At 58.2% G+C, this 18,484-nt stretch carries 12 protein-coding genes and 1 tRNA gene; all 13 read right to left on the bottom strand.

Features of this window, described 5'->3' with window-relative positions; all coding sequences use genetic code 11:
• The 13 genes from CSQ86_RS00705 to CSQ86_RS00645 all read right to left on the bottom strand — a co-directional run bounded on the left by CSQ86_RS00705 (position 1) and on the right by CSQ86_RS00645 (position 18,182).
• Positions 1-1,431, bottom strand: a complete 1,431-nt coding sequence (locus CSQ86_RS00705; RefSeq protein WP_100493249.1) for an ABC transporter permease subunit — start codon at positions 1,429-1,431, stop codon at positions 1-3.
• A 133-nt stretch (positions 1,432-1,564) separates the two neighbouring features.
• Complete coding sequence (locus CSQ86_RS00700; RefSeq protein ID WP_165773686.1) at positions 1,565-1,936, bottom strand: fluoride efflux transporter FluC; 372 nt, start codon at positions 1,934-1,936, stop codon at positions 1,565-1,567.
• Positions 1,936-2,979, bottom strand: a complete 1,044-nt coding sequence (locus CSQ86_RS00695) for a fluoride efflux transporter FluC (RefSeq protein ID WP_117434547.1) — start codon at positions 2,977-2,979, stop codon at positions 1,936-1,938. Before CSQ86_RS00695 ends, CSQ86_RS00700 begins: the two co-directional genes overlap by 1 nt.
• 44 nt (positions 2,980-3,023) lie before the next feature.
• Positions 3,024-4,310 carry an adenylosuccinate synthase gene (locus tag CSQ86_RS00690; protein WP_100493714.1) on the bottom strand — a complete coding sequence of 429 codons (1,287 nt, stop codon included), beginning with the start codon at positions 4,308-4,310 and terminating at the stop codon, positions 3,024-3,026.
• A gap of 190 nt (positions 4,311-4,500) precedes the next feature.
• Positions 4,501-5,355 (bottom strand): YwqG family protein, encoded by an 855-nt coding sequence (locus CSQ86_RS00685; protein ID WP_100493247.1) that lies wholly within the window; start codon positions 5,353-5,355, stop codon positions 4,501-4,503.
• A 176-nt stretch (positions 5,356-5,531) separates the two neighbouring features.
• Positions 5,532-6,599 (bottom strand): class II fructose-bisphosphate aldolase, encoded by a 1,068-nt coding sequence (gene fbaA, locus CSQ86_RS00680; RefSeq protein WP_100493246.1) that lies wholly within the window; start codon positions 6,597-6,599, stop codon positions 5,532-5,534.
• 317 nt (positions 6,600-6,916) lie between these two features.
• Positions 6,917-7,852, bottom strand: a complete 936-nt coding sequence (locus CSQ86_RS00675; RefSeq protein WP_100493245.1) for a DMT family transporter — start codon at positions 7,850-7,852, stop codon at positions 6,917-6,919.
• Positions 7,853-7,951: 99 nt separating this feature from the next.
• Positions 7,952-8,362 (bottom strand): hypothetical protein, encoded by a 411-nt coding sequence (locus CSQ86_RS00670; protein WP_100493244.1) that lies wholly within the window; start codon positions 8,360-8,362, stop codon positions 7,952-7,954.
• A gap of 205 nt (positions 8,363-8,567) precedes the next feature.
• Positions 8,568-10,334 (bottom strand): SpaA isopeptide-forming pilin-related protein, encoded by a 1,767-nt coding sequence (locus CSQ86_RS00665; RefSeq protein ID WP_100493243.1) that lies wholly within the window; start codon positions 10,332-10,334, stop codon positions 8,568-8,570.
• Positions 10,335-10,856: 522 nt separating this feature from the next.
• The gene (locus CSQ86_RS00660; RefSeq protein WP_133119257.1) at positions 10,857-15,071 is read right to left on the bottom strand and encodes a SpaA isopeptide-forming pilin-related protein; all 4,215 of its coding nucleotides are present in this window, start codon (positions 15,069-15,071) and stop codon (positions 10,857-10,859) included.
• A 353-nt stretch (positions 15,072-15,424) separates the two neighbouring features.
• Positions 15,425-15,495: transfer RNA gene (locus CSQ86_RS00655), tRNA-Gly, on the bottom strand.
• A 172-nt stretch (positions 15,496-15,667) separates the two neighbouring features.
• Positions 15,668-16,609: a zinc metalloprotease HtpX gene (gene htpX, locus CSQ86_RS00650; protein ID WP_100493241.1), complete on the bottom strand. Its 942-nt coding sequence runs from the start codon at positions 16,607-16,609 to the stop codon at positions 15,668-15,670.
• Positions 16,610-16,730: 121 nt separating this feature from the next.
• Entirely contained in the window at positions 16,731-18,182 is a 1,452-nt protein-coding gene (locus tag CSQ86_RS00645) for an FAD-dependent oxidoreductase (RefSeq protein WP_100493240.1), read from the bottom strand.
• Positions 18,183-18,484 lie beyond the last annotated feature (302 nt).

Here is an 18,484-nt window from a genome sequence, read left to right as displayed (position 1 = left end):
TCAGCCCACCCTTTGCTGCTTGCCGAACAGACCCTGCGGGCGAATCAGCAAGACGATGATAAGAATTGCCAGCGCGCTGGCGTAACGCATGTCATTGGGGATGATGAGCGAGCTCATATCCGCCACGATGCCGATGATCAGGGAGCCGACGAGTGCGCCGTTCGCGGTACCGAGGCCGCCCAATGTAACCGCTGCGAACATCAGTAGCAGCAAGGTTGCGCCGGTGTTCCAGGAGATGCCGTTCAGGTAGATGCCCAGCAGTACGCCGGAGAGCGCCGCCATGCCGCAGGAGAGAATCCATACGATGCGCACGACTTGTTCCACGTTGATACCGGATGCTGCGGCGAGCGCGGCATTGTCGGACACAGCTCGCGTGGCGCGGCCGAGTCTGGTGCGATATAGGAACAGGCTCACGCCGACGATCACGATGATGGCGATGGTTGCCGCGATCAACGTTGGTGCATCAGTGGTGACCGGGCCGATATTGAAGCTGGCGGACACTGATTTGGTGATGCCTTTGATATCGCCGCCGAAGAAGAACTGGAAGGTGTACTGCAGGGCCATGGAAAGACCGATGGTCACGATCATCTGCTGCATGGTACCCACGCGCTTGCGGCGTAGCGGCGCCCAGATGATTTCGTTCTGAATCCAGCCGGTAAGCGCGCCGATGAGCACTGCGAAAATCGCGGATGGGATTAGCGGCCAGTGCAGCACCTGGGTGCCGACGTAGGCCATCAGACCGCCAAGCGAGACCTGCTCGCCGTGGGAGAAGGAGCTCAGCCCTGTGGTGCCGTACACCAGGTTCATGCCCACGCTCATCAGGCCGAGCATCAGGCCGAAGATGATGCCGGAGAACAGCTGCTGCCAGACGCGTTTGCCGATGTTGGCGCCGATTGCGGAACCGTTGGTAGTGGTTGCGGCGTCGGAGTTGGTGTTGGCGGATGTGCTGGTTTTGCCTGAGCTGCTCGCGCCGCTGCCACCGCTGCCGGATGTTGCGGCGGCCGGCGCGGGTTTATCGAACCTGACCACTTGGCGAGCTTTGTCGAAACTGTTCTTTTCTATCTCCACCTGTGCGGTGGCGGCTTTGAGGCCATATTGCTTGGCCACCGATTCGTCCATGGTGACGGTGTATTTGCCGTCCGCGGAGACCGAGAACGCCCAGTTGCCTTGTGCGTCCGTGGTTGCGGTGGCGGATTCCTTACCGGAAAGTTTGAGCTCGACGTTGGCGATCGGCTGCTTGTTGGCATCCTGCAGGATGCCGTTGACGCAGCCATTGGTCGCAGTTGGATTGCAAGTGGGAACGGCTTCGGCTGCGAATGCGCGGCCGGGCGAAGTAAGACTGATACATAGCGCCATCAATAGGGCGAAAATTGCGGATATAAGCAATAATCCCAGTCGATGACGCCGCACTGATAGAGTTACGGCTGTCATATAACTGTCCTCTCTGGATTGATTTTCAATCTAGAGAGGCAATCCACGGATGCCGTTGCACCAAGGTTTCTCTTGCGTTACCGTGCGCGCGATTCGTTACACGCGCATAACGTGGAGGCCGGCTAGCGGATAATCAGTGCACAGTGCTGCCGACGAGCCAGCCGAGCGTCACGCAGATGATCGGCACCACAATAGTCGCGATCAAATAGAACGTGGCCATGCCGAAGTGACGGTTGCGGAACAGCGAAACCATCTCGTTGATCGCCGTGGAGAACGTGGAGAAACCGCCGAGGAAACCGGTCACGAACAGCAGATACGTGGATTCCGGCACCACCTGCTGGGCATAAGCGGCGGCAGCCAGACCTGCGCAGAATGTGGCGATCACATTGATGACGAACGTGGATAGAGGGAACAGTCGCTTCCAGGTCTGCTGAATCGACGTGTTCAATACGAAACGTGCAGTGGCGCCAAGGCCGCCGCATAGGCACACGAGCAAGTAAGTCATCAGTGGGCCTCCCCGGTAGTTGGATCTCCAGTGAGGGGGATTTCGTCGGTGATGGGTGCCGGTTCGAACGATGGTTCAGCGGGCGCCGTTGGGGCCAGCGGAGCGGCCGTTGGAGTTGCTGGAGCATCGTTTGGATTCTCGGCGGGTACAGGCGTACCGCCGGTAAAAGCGGACGGAACATCCGCGGCAGCAGGCGCAGCAGTCGCCGATGCATCAGCTGATTGAGTCGAAGCAGTCGAATCGGCTGCATTTGGCGAGTTGAGCAGCACAGTTTCGCCGACAGTCACATGGCGACCCGATCCACCTTGTGCTTGTTGACGCTGCAGTGCTTCAGCGGCAAGTCGAGCGGTTTTGCGAGCGGTGATCACCAAGCCGAGCTTGGCGCCGACCGCGGCGACAATCAGACCGCATACGAAGCTGAACAGCAGATAGAACACCGCGCCAAGTACATGGCTGGTCTGCAGGGAGGTCAGTTCCTCGATCGCCAGGGCGGAGAGCGTGGAGAAGCCGCCGCACATGCCCATGCCAAAGCCGCGGGACACCAGCTGCCGTGTGCGCTTGCGGATCCAGGCCGCTTGCGAAAGGTACGAGGTCAGGCATGCGAAGATGAAGCATGCGCACATGTTCGCGATGAATGTGGGCAGGTGGAAGAAATGCCAGAAGCCCAGCGGCTGCGCGGTGGCGGGCACGAGGAAGCTCAAGCCATAGCGCAGGGCGGTGCCGAGCGTGCCACCGAGGAAGACCACGAGGTAGACCATGCCGTCGGCCAGCGGATTGAATCGGGCCTGCATTTTCTTCATTGGGGCCAGCGGAATCTTCGGCGGATTGGCTACGGCCGCGGCGCCCTGTGGCTTGGGCATGGATTGTGCGCGAACCTGGGCCGCGGAGATTTCCATCGTGCTGGGTTGCGGCTCGGCAGTGGGAGCCGGTGCGACTACTGGGGCTGGAGCTGCTGGAGTTGTTGGGGCTGGGGTTGCGGAAGCAGCAGTAGAAGCCGCGTCCGCAACCTCAGCGTTAACGTCATCGCTTGTGTTATCGGACATGAGTCATATATCCAACTAATAAGCCTAGGGCCAAGCGGACGGGCTCAGTCGATCAGCGAGTGCACGGAAATGATGTGATCGCGCTGCGGGCCGGTGCCGATGGCGGAGATGCGGCAGTTGCTGAGCTCCTCGAGGCGCTTCACGTAATCCTGGCAGGTGGCGGGCAGCTCCTCGAACGTGTGGCAGTCGGAGATGTCTTCATCCCAGCCCGGCATGGTCTCGTAGATCGGCTTGGCGGCGGCGAAAGCGGCCTGATCGGTCGGCATATCGTCGTGACGTTCGCCGTCCACGTCGTAGGCCACGCAGATCGGGATTTCCTTGAGGCCGGTGAGCACGTCGAGCTTGGTGAGCACGATGTCGGTCAAGCCGTTGACCTGGGAGGCGTAACGGTTCACGACGGCGTCGAACCAACCGCAGCGACGTGGGCGGCCAGTGGTCACACCGAATTCGTGGCCCTGTTGGCGCAGCCATTCGCCGGACTCGTCAAACAGCTCGGTGGGGAATGGGCCTTCGCCCACGCGGGTCGCGTACGCCTTGGAGACGCCGATCACGCGGGTGATCTTGGTGGGGCCCACGCCGGTGCCGGTGCAGGCGCCGCCGGCGGTCGGGTTGGAGGAGGTGACGAACGGGTAGGTGCCGTGGTCCACATCGAGCATGGTGGCCTGTGCGCCTTCGAACAGCACGGTCTTGCCCTCATCGAGCGCCTTGTTCAAGATCAGGCCGGTGTTGGCCACGTACGGCTTCAGGCGTTCGCCGAGCTTCAAGAGCTCATCAGTGGTCTGGTCCACGTCGATCGGGCGACGGTTGTAGAGCTTGACCAGCATCTGGTTCTTCTGGTGCAGGCTGGCCTCAACCTTGTCGTGCAGGTGCTTGGCGTTGAACAGGTCGTGGACGCGGATGCCGACGCGGTTGATCTTGTCCGCGTAGGCCGGGCCGATGCCGCGGCCGGTGGTGCCGATCTTGTGCTTGCCGAGGAAGCGCTCGGTGACCTTATCGAGCGTGCGGTGGTATGGGGCGATGATGTGTGCCGCCTCACTCACCTTCAAGTGGGAGCAGTCGATGCCGCGGGCCTCGAGGCCGTCAATCTCCTGGAACAGCACTTCCGGGTCGACCACAACGCCGTTGCCAATCACCGGGGTCAGGTGCGGGTTGATGATGCCGGAGGGCAGCAGGTGCAGGGCGTAGGATTCGTTGCCGACCACGACGCTATGGCCAGCGTTGTTGCCGCCGTTGAAACGTGCGACGTAATCGACCTTGGTGCCGATCAGATCGGTTGCCTTGCCTTTACCTTCGTCGCCCCACTGGGCACCAATAAGAACAATTCCAGGCATGTTGGCCTCCCCGATTTGCACACTGTTGTACGTTGTTTGGTACGTGTTTTGCGCGTTATTCTGCACGTTTTCGCGCGTTGCCGCCGCGTTCCCACGTACGTTTCCGCCGGGGACTAGGTTACCTTACGGCCTCTACTCGCGGAAGGCCCGGTCTCACGCCACGCATGCCCCCGCGCCGGAGAACCAGAGCTCAGAGGCAATCCCATGTGTACAGCACATGGGAGAAATCGAGCTGTTCGAGATCCTCGCGGCGAATGAGGAAGTTCGCGCAGCCGGAATCGCCCCACATCAGCACGTCGTCGTAGCTATCCACCTTCAGCAGCACGAGCTCATCGTCATAGTCCTCGCGCACGTCGGACTGGGTGAACACCGGGTGGCCGCCCATCTGGAACCACGAACCGGGAGACACTGCGTTGAGTTGGTCCATCACCGCTTGATCAAGATCGCCCACAGCATCCTCGGTTGCCTCGATCACAGCGGGGTCAAACTCCGCAATGATGCTTTCGTACGCCGGCTCGAACTCGTCGCATTCGTGCGACACAGGATCTTCGATAAGCGCCGGCCGCAGCGCGCAACCATGGAAATTCGACCGGAATGGCGTGTGCAGATCAGGGTCGGAATCAGCACCGATATGCGGAAGCCGCACAATCTCAGCACCGCTAAGCACGGACGGAACCTCAGGAATATAGCGCACGCACCGATTATCGTTGTCGGCTTCGCTATCGTAGTCGGCGGATAAATCACAGCCATACATAATGTCCGTGCCGATGAAGAACTGAAGCAGCCCCCGCGTGGGGTACCCTGGCAGACTGGGCTCCGTGCAGCGGATCTGCATCAACGGGTACAACGGGGAACCGTCCGCCGATGTGACCGGAACGCCCTGAGGCGACCAATATGAATCGCCTCCGATAAAATTCCCCAGCAAATCAGGGCGCACATCGAGTTCAGGCGTGAACGAAACAGCCATTTTGCTCGTATCACGCACAATACGACGTACGATTTCTTGCACCAGCGCTTGCGCAGCGTCACTATTTTCCAATGTCATAACCCCGCCATTCCTTTCCTACTGCTCAAATCTTGACTATTTCAACAAGTACTGCGCCATAACAGCTGAAAGCTGTAGAGCCTTGGATGGCCCGGAAAAGAGCTGACGACATCGGCACTGAAAGCTGCACATTGGAAGGCTGGGACTAGAGCCAGCAGGCCGCTCCGCCGATGCGCTTACTTCAGCGCCTTACCGGCGGAACCGAGCTGCTGGCAGGCCTCGATCACGCGCTGGGTCATGCCGGCTTCGGCCTTGCGACCCCAGGAGCGCGGGTCGTAGAACTTCTTCTCGCCCACTTCGCCGTCGATCTTCAACACCTTGTCGTAGTTCTCGAACACATGGTCGGCAATCGGGCGCGTGAAGGCATACTGCGTATCGGTGTCGATGTTCATCTTGACCACGCCGTAGCTCACCGCCTCCGCGATCTCCTCCGGGCGCGAACCCGAGCCGCCGTGGAACACGAGCTCGAATGGTTTGCCGTTCGGGAATTCCACCTGGCCGGCAGCGCTCGGCAGTTCGCCTTCCGCCACGGCACGAGCCACGCGGGCCTGAATCTCACCCAACAGTGCCGGGCGCAGCTTCACGACGCCGGGCTTGTATGCACCGTGCACGTTGCCGAAGGTGAACGCGGCCATGTAGCGTCCGCGCTCCCCCAGTCCGAGTCGACGGGCCACTTCCAGACCGTCCTCCGGCGTGGAGTATAGCTTTTCGTTGATTTCAGCGGAGTGGCCATCCTCTTCGCCGCCAACCGCACCGATTTCAATCTCAAGCACGGTGTGCGCCGCCTGGGATTTCTCCAGCAGCTCCTCGGCGATGTTCAGATTCTCGCCCAGCGGCACGGTGGAGCCATCCCACATGTGCGACTGGAACGTCGGCTCCTTGCCGTGCGCCACTTCGTCCGCCTCATAGGCCAGCAGCGGGCGCACCCAGTCGTCCAAGTACTGCTTGGCGCAATGGTCGGTGTGCAGCGCCACGGTGATGTTCGGGTACTTGGCCGCAACCACGTGCGCGAATGCGGCGAGCGCCAGCGAACCGGTGACGCGGTCGTTCACGCCCTGACCGGACACGTACGCCGAACCGCCCACGGAAATCTGAATGATGCCGTCTGACTCGGCATCGGCAAAGCCCTTCAACGCGGCGTTCAGCGTCTGCGAGCTGGTCACATTGATGGCAGGGTAGGCGTATCCGCCACGGCGGGCGGCGTCAAGCATTTCGGCATAACGTTCCGGTGTTGCAATTGTCATGGTTTCATTATGTATCGCGCCCTGCCCGCCGAGTCGCCCGCTCGGTTACGTATGGCTGTGCGATTGGTCACATCTCGGTAAAATTTTGAAATAAACCGCGACTTCGTGAAAAGAAGCCACTGACGAACTCTCAGTGGCGTAAATTCTCGAAATGAGCCCACACTTCGTGAAAAGACGTCACTCACATCATCTCAGTGTCGTAATTTCACGAACTGTACATTTTCTTCGAAATTTTGAGCCGCTGAATCACCGTCAGCGGCTCATTTTCACGAGGTTCCCTATCTTTTCGAAAAAATAAGCCACTGGCTATCGCATCCTCACCGCACCAGGAACACCATGATCAGAATCATCGCGAATCCGGCCAAATCAGTGGGAGTAAACACCGCTCCGGCGAACAGCACGCCGGTGATCGTGGCGGTGACCGGCTCGCTGGTGCCGAGCATCGTGGCGCGCATCGCCCCGCACCGCTGTGTTCCGGCCAAAAACAGCCAATATGCGCCGAATGTACCGCCGACAATCGTGAACGCCACCAAAACCAGCCCGAATGCGTCCAATGAGGGCGCATTGGCCCACGGCCGCACAATCGGCAGTAGAATCAGCCCGGAAATCACGAACATGATGCCGTTGACGGTGAAGTTCCCCCACCGTGCCATCATCGCAATCGGCGCAATCGACATGATGGAAGTGCACAGCGCGTCCAATAATCCCCAAAACAGTCCGGCGAGCGGCAGACTCAGTTGGCTCAAATCGCCTCCGGTGGCGATGAGCACAGTGCCAGCGAACGCCAGTGCGATGCCGATGCTCTCCTTAATTCGCGGCAGTCGCTGACCGCGCACGCACACGATGGCCAGCACGAACAGCAGGTTCAGCGTCTGCAGCACGGTTGCGGTGCCCGAATTGGTCCAATCGATGGCTTTGAGATATGCGACCTGCACGAACAGTACGCAAATCAGCGAGCACGCCACAAGTTTCAGATAGGAGCGACGGTCCTTGAGCGCGCCAATCAGCAGCTTCGGTGTGAACGATGCGGAGCATGCGATGAAGATTGCGCCGGCCGCCAGTTCGCGCACACACGCGATCCACAGCGGGTCGGCATGGTAGTTGCCCATCAGCAGTTTGGATACGGTGGCGTTGACGCCCCACAATGTACCGCCCGCAAGAACCAGCAATGCGCCAATCAGGATGTCGTGCGGGGTGCGTTCGAAGGTCGGCGTTCGCTTGGTGCGCGGTGAGGAAACTACGGAATCTTTCATCGCGCATCACGATACGCGCGATATTGAAACGACACGGGCATGCCGCAGATGTATACGCAGATATATAGGACCTCTAGGCAACCCGTCAGCAGCGATGCTCTACTTCACTCGCCGTTCCCGTTTGATGATGGCCCGCAGCCGGCGCACTTCGTTCTCCAATGTGACGATGTGCATGGCTTGCTCGCGAATCAGCCGCTCTCGCCGGTCTTCATTGTCGTCCGAGAGCATTGGATTCGTCTCGCCATCTTTATTCAAAGCGTCTTGCAGACTGGGGTCGGAGCGCCAACGGCTCATGCAGCGCTCGATGCGCTTGGGCCCCAGCACTTCGGGAGCGAGCCCGTATTCGCGGAATACACGCGTTGGCGATTCACCTTTGCGATCGCGCGCAAGGCACTCCAATTTGAACGCGTCCTCATAGGTGATGCGCGTTGGCGAAGCATGCCGCACCGCCGGCAACGTATTGAGGTATTCCACTTCCTCGTCCCGGAACACCCTTTTCCCATACTTCATAAGCGTCTATTTCTCCGCGTCAATGTCGGAAATGATTCATCAACGTCTTTGCTGACTAGTTCAGTTGTGATGGCTACTACTTCAATAAACGATTGATAGCGCTAAGCGTGATTTATGCGAGGAGGCCCGCAGAAATATATCCGCGGACCTCCTTGATTAGCTAGCTGGAAGCGGACTGGAATACAGCTTGGTTCCAGCGGTCAGTTCAGGCTTGGAGGGCCTTGCTGGTGCGGCGGCTCTTGGCGAACACGGTGGCGGCTGCGCCCGCGAGGAGCAGGCCGATCACGGTGAACAGGGCGGTGCCCGCGGCACCGGTTAGGGGCAGCTCGGTGATGTTCTTCGCGTTCTTCACGGTCACGATGGAGGCAACACCACTGCCGAACACGGAAGCGAAGGTCTGCAGGCCGCCGCCCGCGACGATCTCATACTTCACGTCCGTCAGCTCGGCGTTCTCCTTCGTGCCGGACACGGTAGCACTGATCTTCACCTTGAACGTCGGGTCGGAGGGCAGCACATGGTCCTTAGGAGCCGTGACCTCCTTGACGGTGAACGTGGACTCGTACTTCGTCTTGTCGTTCGCATCCTGCTTGAGACCAAGCGAAGCGAAGGATGCGAGACCGTCCGCACCGGAGGTGGCGGTCAGATTCTTCGAAGTAAGGTTAGTGCCATCCTTATCGATAATCTGGAAGACAGCGCCGGACAGCGGCTGGCCGGAGGTCTTGTCGGTCTTCTTGATCTTCAGCGGCACGTTGAACACCTTCTCGTGATCCTCGCGCTCGGTGACGGTCGGAGTGTCACCCTCGTCGTAGATCTTCGGGTTGTTGGAGTACTGCAGCTTCACGTCGTTCTGGGCGCCATCGGTGCCGATCTCGGCGGTGACCAGGGCGTTGTAGGTCAGGGTCACGGTCTTGCCGGTCAGATCCGGGGTGCCGGCGGTCAGCACGGTCGCGGTCTTATTCGGGGTCGGCACGCCGTTCACATATTCCCTGTTGATGGTCTTGGTGCCAGCCTTGGATTCGATGTAGGAGGACAGGTCGACGGTGAAGCCGGCAGCGCTCTTGGTCAGCTCGTAGCCCGGAGTGGTGGGGGTCTGGGCCGGGATGGGGTCCGTGACGCCGTCGATCGTGACCTTCAGGTCGAACTTGTCATCGAACTGAATCTTGGTGGTGTCATTGCTCGTGGTGTCGTTCCTGATGGAATCGATGATCTTGAACACGTACATGCCCTTCTGGTAGCCCACGTAGTTCGGCACGGCCGTGGTCACCTTGAAGTTCGCGTACTCGCTCTTGCCGATCACCTGGTTCGTGACCGTCTTCTCGAGCGGCGGCACGTTGTTCTTCACCTCGACCTTGCCGGAGGCGTTGGTCACGTCCTTGACGGACGTGCCCACCAGAATCGGGATGGAGTTCGAAGCCAGCTTGCCGTTCGCGGCCTTGTCGATGATTAGGTAGATGCCACCCGTCACGCCATTGTTCAGCGTGTACACGTTCTCACCGGTCTCATCCGGGTCACCGCTGTTGGCCGTGGCCTTGTAGCCGGACCACTTGCCGTCCGTGTTACCGGCCGTGCCCTGGAGCTGGTGGGCCAGATCGGTCACGAAGTTGCGCAGCTCGCCCGAATACGGGCTGGAGGTCGAATCCTTCAGGTTGGCGGCCACCCACGCCATCGGATCGCCATCCTTCGACGCGTTGTAGGCCGTGCCCGACAACGCGTTCTTCACGTTCTGCTCGACCGCGGACTCGGTCGCGACGTCCAGGCTTGCGCCCTCGTCGAAACCGGCCAGACGGATGGCCGTGAAGCTACGCTCCTTCAACGCGTTCGCCGAACCAGTCACCGTGATCGAGTGACCGTAATCGGCGGCAGTCAGACCATCCGCCGCGCTGGCGGTGGTGACGCCCAGGGCCAGGCCGCTCACGCCGACCGCGAAGGCGGCAAGGGCGGCGAACCCCTTCTTCAACAATGAACCCTTCATCAGAGATCATTCCTTTCTCCGCCCCCTTGGCCGGCTTCCTACACCGGTAGACTGGAGGCTGGTTGTGGTTAATACCAACTGCAATCACCCGTTCGGCGGCGCACTCACGCCAATGAACCACGCCGCCGAACGGCCTTATGCACACCCGCCATGCAATGCACCTCACACAGCGGGAAGTCTTTAATTTCTATTCAGTTACGAAGCGGACGGCCTTGCGACCGGCTGTGTCCCTACGGGCTACGCCCGCTTCTCTCCCTCAGGCGGCTTCGCCGCCAGCTCGTCCAGCAATTAAGGACGAACTTCGTTCGCCTCTCTTGTTGGCTCGACTGTCGTCTCGCACATTGCCTACAAACAGCTCTGCTGTTTGCTTCACGGCAATGTCCCATCAGAGGGGGCCAAGAACAATCCCGAGTGGCTTTGGCTCCCTCTGATGAGGGAGCTGTCGAGCGAAGCGAGACTGAGGGAGAGATCGCAGGCGAAGCCCGCAAGGACACTGCCCGGAGCGAAGCGACGGCCCTGGGCTCACAGGAGTAGCTCCTCCTTCCGCTTGCGCCATTCGTGCCAGATGGCTCCAGCAACGACGATGAACAGCGCCAGTCCGCCGCCAATGGCAAGCATTCCGCGCGCAGTCCCCACGCCACCCGTCAGCGGCAAGAACGACAACACCGGCTTCTTCTCGTTCTCAATCGAAATCGACTCATCTTGTGCGCCATCTACGTAATTCCACGCCCAATGCCACTTTCCGTTCGCACCTTCAGTAGAAACGTAGTAGAGATACAAAGTATGAACCGTTTGATCGAGCTTGTAACCGTCTGGAGCCTTCGTCTCCGTCAGCTCATAGGTGAGCGGGTCACTGAAAGTGGCCATACGCGTGGGGTTAACCTGCACAGTGAAGTACCCCGATCTTTTATCCAAATCCTCACCTGAATATGAGCCGCCCTTGTCATGAGTCTCGTTATCCGTGACCTGCAACGAGTCATACTGATTGCGCGTGTTCACGAGTTTCCACTCGGAACCGCCCAACGCGTTAGCCAGGTCATCGGTCTTCTTCCACGCCACCTGCACAATCGGGTAGTTCGGCACGTCACCAGAACCGTTGACCTTCACCTCCTGACCGGGTAAAACCGTCACCTTATACTCTGCGTCATCCGGCAAGGCATAACCGTCCGGAGCCTTAGTCTCAGTGAGCTTGTAGTCGCCCGGCTTCAGCTTGGATACCTGGAATGTGCCCGTTTGATAAGTACTCTCGTTCATACCGTTGTCGTTGTTCACATCGCAACCACCCTGATACGAACACTTCGACCACGGGGCATCCGCCGGCGCTGAACCCTCCACTGAATCCACTGCCTCCAAATGCCACTCAGAACCATCCAACGGATGGTAGGTGTCGCTGTCGGCACCATCCACCTTCTGCCAAATCAGAGTTCCTGGCTTCTGCTTATCCGTGACCAACAAGTCCAGCTTTCCGCTCGAACCCCCGTGCGTGTCACTGTTCTTATTGTTCGTCCACTTATAAGTGATGTCGCCATTGGTCTTGGAGATTTTCAACGTCCAAATGGCATCCGACAATTCGTATCCCTCTGGAGCCTCCGTCTCCTTCAGCTCATATGTTATGCTCCACGCACTGCCACTTGGTATTGGCAGCATAACTTCAAATTTGCCGTCGGTCTTATTCAAATCGGAAGCATCATTATCCGCGATGTTGCGAACGATACCGTTAAAATCTTCAAAGCAGATTGAAGTGGAGCCAACGGCCACCATATCTGTACATGTCAGACTCCATTTGGATCCAGGTAACGGATCACCATTAGGATTGGAAGCGTCTTTCTTCTCCCAAGTGATTGGCACACCCACGGAATTGGAATACGGTATAAACGTATTGCTATTAGACGTGGAAGCGTTTACCTCTCTGTCATACGACGTGGTATTAATCACATAACCGTCAGGGGCCTTAGTCTCGCGCAACGTGTAATGGCCATACGCCAGATTGTCCACCTTGAAAAAGCCACTGCGATTGTCTGAATCCAAATCCCCGTTATCAACGATATGCAGTTCCTGAGCAGACGGGTTATTATCACCGAGCTTGCATTCTCCAGATGATTCGCAAGGACCAATCAAAGACCATTCGGACCCTGCCAAAGGCTTGTTCAACGCATTATCTTCTATCTTCTTCCAACGAAGAGAGCCCTTGAGTTTCTCGTTTGGGATTCTCTGCACTTCTTGGCCCTGAAGCGTCGGATACGCATAGGAATACGGATCGGTAACATTTAGCGTGTACACGCTCGTATTCAACTGATAGTTATCCGGAGCCTTGGTCTCCTCCAACGTATAGGAACTATTCAAGGGAAGATTCTGTATCACGATATAGCCGGGGACCTCACTCCAATCCCACTGGGCCTCGTTACGGTTATCGTCCGCGGATACCTTATCCACAATCTTGCGGCTCCACGGATTATTGTTTTCCTCTAAATCCTTGCACTCACCACTCGAACATGTCAGCAGCCATTCAGAGCCAGCAAGCTCTTTGTTCGATGTAGCGTCGACCTTGTACCAGGCCGCTTTGCCCTGATACGCGGTGTTTGACACTTTGCCACCGTTCACAGGCAACGTGGTAATTCCGTTACCGGTTACGGTAAAACTGTAACGCGTAGTGTTAATTTGATAGCCATCTGGGGCCTTAGTTTCGGTCAGCCAGTAAGTCTTATCTGTAGACAAACCCCTTACCTGCAAATAGCCCGGACGTGAATCGGCATCATTCTCGCCGTTATCAACCACAGTTGCAACAGTGTCAGACCCACTCGTGATCTTCCACTCGGAGCCGGAAAGTACCTTCGCAGTCGAATCCTTGTCGACCTTCGACCACTCGACCGTGCCGGTGACCGGGCAGGAGGTCATCGCGTTGCCAATCCACGGGAAGTTGTGGTGCTCCTGAGCCATGCCCACACCGAAACCGTGGTTGCCATCCGAACGGAAGTCGTTCTGCGGATAGGTCTGGGAGAGCCAGAGGTCGCCTCCCACATATAGACGACCATTTGTGCTCACCCATGTCTCGGTAGACTTCGCGTTCGCAGCCAAGACACTGCCCGGAAGAGCAGCACCGGCATCACTGCTGGCGTTGTCGTCCTCGTAGCCGTTCGCGTACATCTTGTAATAGTTGGCAAGCCCGTCGTTCTTCATGCTATCCGGGAAGGTCTTCCACTTATCACCGTTGCGAATCTTCAACGTACCGGTTACGTCAGCGAAGTTCCACATGATTGAACCCGACGCCACGGCGTAATCATCATCCTGGTCGGCAACCTTCTGAATATCTTTGCCATTCCAGCCAAAATGCCAGCCCGTGTTCATGGTCAGGTTGGAACCATCATCGGTATGTGTCACGTTCACAAGTACAGATGCGCCCTCCGGAATATTCTGGAAATCGTAGTAGACGCCAGTTGCATTATCGTTCTTGAACTGCTGGTTCACCTCCGCCATGTTCAGAGTGAACACCTGCAGCTTGTTCTTCGGGTTGTTATCGCCCTTGAACGTGACATGTACTTCACGGATGTTCGTCAGCTGGGTATACCGGTAGGTGCCACCGCCGGACTTGATACTGCTAACTCGTGAATCACCCTTATTCGCGTTGTAACGAGGCGAATCCAAACCTCTGATCCATTTACTCGTGCCAGTAGCAGGCGCAGCCTCAATGGAAGCGTCCGCGAAGTTCACATTCTCGTACACCACGCCATTGCCGGGCCTCGTGTCCGCCAGCGTCTTGGAAAAGTCCTTAATCTCAGTGTCGAAGTTGTTGTAGTCAACACCGTTCACATCACTGAGAACCTTCTGAGTCCCTTCGCGCTGGTAAACCTTACCGTCATCAGTCGGGTTAATCGCAGGCGTCAGAGGCGAGTATCCACCCGCATTCGAGTTCGCCAAACCAATATGCCCATACGTACCAAGCCACTTCTGCTGCTGCGTATCGTATGAACCACTCAGATAGACAACCGTGCCATACGAGTTCGCATTGCCTCCGACTGCCAACGCGGTTCCGTGATTCGGCGCTGGATGTCCACCGCCCCAAGACACTCGGCCCATCGGTGGATTGCCCAAAGCAATGGGCTTGTTCAAGGAGAAATTACCGCCAACTACCGTGACGCCCTCGGACTCCACAAAATATCCTGGAGTACCGGTATCGAACGGATGGCCGTCACCATTAATCAACGTTTGTGTGTGGTCGCCCTTGCCGTTGCCGTTGCCAAGAACCGGAACTGCCATGTGCATGTTCCTCTTCGCATAAATCGAAGCGCCCGCGTCCGTGGACAGCACTGTCGTACCACCCCACTTCAATGGATCGTCCGGGGTACATGGCTGCACACTTGACGCAATACGAACTGAACGGCGACTCTTCAATGCCTCATACGACTGCGGATCAATCTGATCTTCCGCATTAGTGGAATCATCCTGCGCATCGGCACTGTCGGAAGCGGAAGCATCATCGCTGTTATCGCTCTGATTTGACTGAGTGTCGGTCTTATTCGCCGTATCCGCTGAGGAACCACTACCGGCATCCTTGCCGTCATTCTTAGCCTCAGTTTTCGCCGAATCACCCTTCGTATCAGTCTTCTGCGAGCTCTGCGAATCCTGGCTCTGCTGCGTTTGCGCCTGCGAAGTCGACTGATCAGACTGCGGCGCAGCCTCCACAGCGGAAGCAATCGGCACCCCCACGAACAACATCGCGCCTGCGACCAAACCAGCCACGACACGATTAGTTAGCTTGGAGAATACCCCCCCCCAACGCGTTTTCTATCGTTCTTACGCATAGGACTTATCTCCTTCGCCTCTTCTCGCACTACGGACCCGGCCCTCAACCTCAACCGGCATCCGTATGACTCTGAGACGGAGTATAAGATTCATCCACCCTAAAATGCAGAAAATCCCCCGTTATATGCCCCTATTTTGAGATTTATACCCCCGTTTTGAACACAGAACAACACAATACAGACTCAGGATGCGATACGAATATCACCAACCGGAAATCTTCATTCCACTGCCAGTTCCGCATGCGGAACGAATCATAATCAAAAAAAGATTGAAGAATCGCAAAGCAGAAGAGCGGACAACGGGAGTCGAACCCGCCTCTAAAGCTTGGGAAGCTTTCATTCTACCGATGAACTATGTCCGCATGTGCTTCAGGGGCAACCGAAAACCACCAGTTGCGAGTGACGCACAAATAGTTACTGTAGCACACGCTTAGTGGAATCGGCTGTGCCGATGCTGTTTTTGGGCTTCGCTCCTACTACCCCTCAGTCCCGCTTCGCTGTCCAGCTCCCCTGACAAGGGGAGCCAAGTTCGCACTAGCGCAAGGCGTGCACGGAATATGGCGCTGCTAGGGGCTGGCCGCCGTTCATTTCCTGGGCCATCTGCATCAGGCGGGCGATGCGCTGGTCGGTCGGCGGGTGGGTGGAGAACAGCTTCGAGAAGCCGACTGAGGAGAACGGGTTCGCAATCATCATCGCACTCACCGACTGGGTGCCCGCGGTCTTGCGCATCGGCGTGGTCTGTGCACCATAGGAAATCTTGTTCAACGCGGAAGCCAGCGCCTCCGGGTCGCCGGTCAAGAGGCTGCCGTCTTCGTCCGCATCGTATTCGCGCGTGCGGGAGATAGCCATCTGAATCAGAGAAGCCGCGAGTGGAGCCAAAATCGCACTCAGCAGCACTCCAATCAAACCCAATCCACCGGAATTATTGTCTCGACTATCGCGCGAACCACCGCCAAAATACATCAGCGAATAGCCAAGGTAGGAAATCACCGTTGCCATTGCGGAAGCTACCGCGGAGGTCAGAATATCGTGATTATAAACGTGCATCAGTTCATGGCCCAGCACACCGCGCAATTCGCGGGCGTTCAAGATCTGCAGAATACCCTGGGTGCAGCAGACGGCCGCGTGACGTTCGTTGCGGCCTGTGGCAAAGGCGTTGGGGCTCATCGTAGGCGCGATGTAGATGCGCGGCATCGGCTTGCCGGCCTTGGCGCTGAGCTCGCGCACAATGCCGTAGATCTCCGGAGCCTGCTGTTCGCTGACTTCATGCGCGCCCATCGAGGCGATGGCGAGCTTGTCTGAGAACCAATAGGAGGCAAAGGTGGTGCCGAGACCAATCAGAATATAGATGCCGAGCGTGCCGCGACTTCCACCGGTCGCCCACCAGATCAGCATGATGATGGCCCACATCAAGCCAAACAACAGCGTAGTCTTCAGGCCATTGAAATGACCATGCACCCTTACCTTGCCATTCATGAGGCCCAGCCTAAAGATGCTAGCTGGATGATTGCTGGATATGCGCGGGGAGAAATGCGGGCAGCGACGAAAACGGCCCCTCTCCGTAGAGAGGAGCCGAATAGAAGCTATCGGAGACCTATCAGGCCAGGGCGAGCTCGCGCATCTGGTCGGGCTCGATGACCTTCTTGTGCTCGCGGCCTTCCTTTGCGCCTTCTGCGCGCTCGAAGGCGTCGACCTTCTTCCAACCGGCGAAGTCGATCGGCTTCACACCGCGCTCGGCGAGCAGGCGGTCGATGGATTCAGGGTCGCGGTCCTCCGCCACGCGGCCACCTTCAGCGGCCTTGGCCAGATCCTCGAGCATGTTGGTCACGATGGCCAGGGCGTCGGACTTGGTGGAGCCGATCAGGCCCACCGGGCCGCGCTTGGCCCAACCGGTGGCGTACAGGCGGTCGCGCACTTCGCCGCCCTCAGCTTCGGTGGTGATGCGGCCGTCGCCATTGGCGTTGGCCAGGTGGGCGCCGTGCTCGTCGTAGGCAATGCCCGGGGCCTCGGCCGGCTTGTAGCCGATGGCATGGTAGACGGCCTCGACTGGATAGTCGGTGAATTCGCCGGTGCGGTGCATCTTGCCGTCGGCGCCGGTTTCGGTGCGCTCCACGCGGATGGCCTTCACCTTGCCGTCTTCGCCTAGGATTTCGGTGGGGGCGGAGTTGAAGTGGATGTAGTACTTGCGATCGGCCGGGTTGCCTTCGAAGTCCACGTCGCCGTCATCTTCCATGTCTTCGGCCATCTCGCGCACGGCGAACAGCTCCTCGACCATCTGGCGGGTGAGCTTGTCCTTGCCGGCCACCTCGATGGTTTCATCATCCAGATCGAAGTCGTCTTCGTTGATAATCAGCTGCACGCCGGGCAGCTTCTCCATCTCGCGCAGCTCCTGCACACTGAACTTGGCCTGGGCCACGCCACGGCGAATGAACAAATGAAGCACGCGCGCCTTGTTCTGACCGATGCCTTCGTACACGTTGTCCGGAATGTCGGTCTTGGCCTTAAGGTCGTCGGCGTTGCGCATCAGCTCGCGGGCCACGTCCATGGCCACGTTGCCGCCGCCGATCACGGCCACGTTCTCGGCAGTCAGCGGCCATTCGCGGGCGCCCGTGGGGTAGCCGTCGTACCATTCGACGAACTTGGCAGCACCATAGACACCGTCGAGGTCGGCACCGGGCAGGTTCAGCGGCTTGTCCTTCACAGCGCCGGTGGCGAACAGCACGGCGTCATAACGGGCGAGCAGGTCCTCAAGGGTCACATCCTTGCCGAATTCCACGTCGCAGTAGAGGTGGATGTCCGGGTTGTCGAGCGTCTTCTCGAGCGCGGAGGCGATGAATTTGATGGACGGGTGGTCCGGAGCCACACCGTAGCGCACCAGGCCGAACGGCACCGGCAGCTTCTCGAACAGGTCGATGCGGGCCTTGGTGCCGAGGCCGAGCTCCTCGCCCAGCTTCTTGAGCTGGCGCAGGAAGATGTCGGAAGAGTAGACGCCGGCCGGGCCAGCGCCGATCACAGCAATACGCAGTTCATTATTCACAGATTCAGTCACGCGTTACAGGTTATCGCAAAGCCTGCCGCGGCAACAGGGGTAAAGCGGTGGGAATTCTGTGATGTTGTGCGGGGTGGACGAGAGCGTGCAGTTCATAAACGCTTATCCGCTAGTCCGTCAGCGGAGCAAATCCTCGAGCCAATCGTGATTGCGCGCCGATCACAGGTTACCAGCGAGGCGAATTCTCGATTCAGCCATAGGTTTGTTCCACTGTCAGACTCTTAGCAAGGCAAAGCCTCGAACCAGTCCTGGAAACACCCCGCTGACAAGTCACTAGAGGAGCAGAATCTCGGTTAGACCGA

Source organism: Bifidobacterium felsineum (assembly GCF_002802915.1).
Classification (GTDB): Bacteria; Actinomycetota; Actinomycetes; order Actinomycetales; family Bifidobacteriaceae; genus Bifidobacterium; species Bifidobacterium felsineum.
This window is presented reverse-complemented; position numbering and strand designations above follow the sequence as displayed.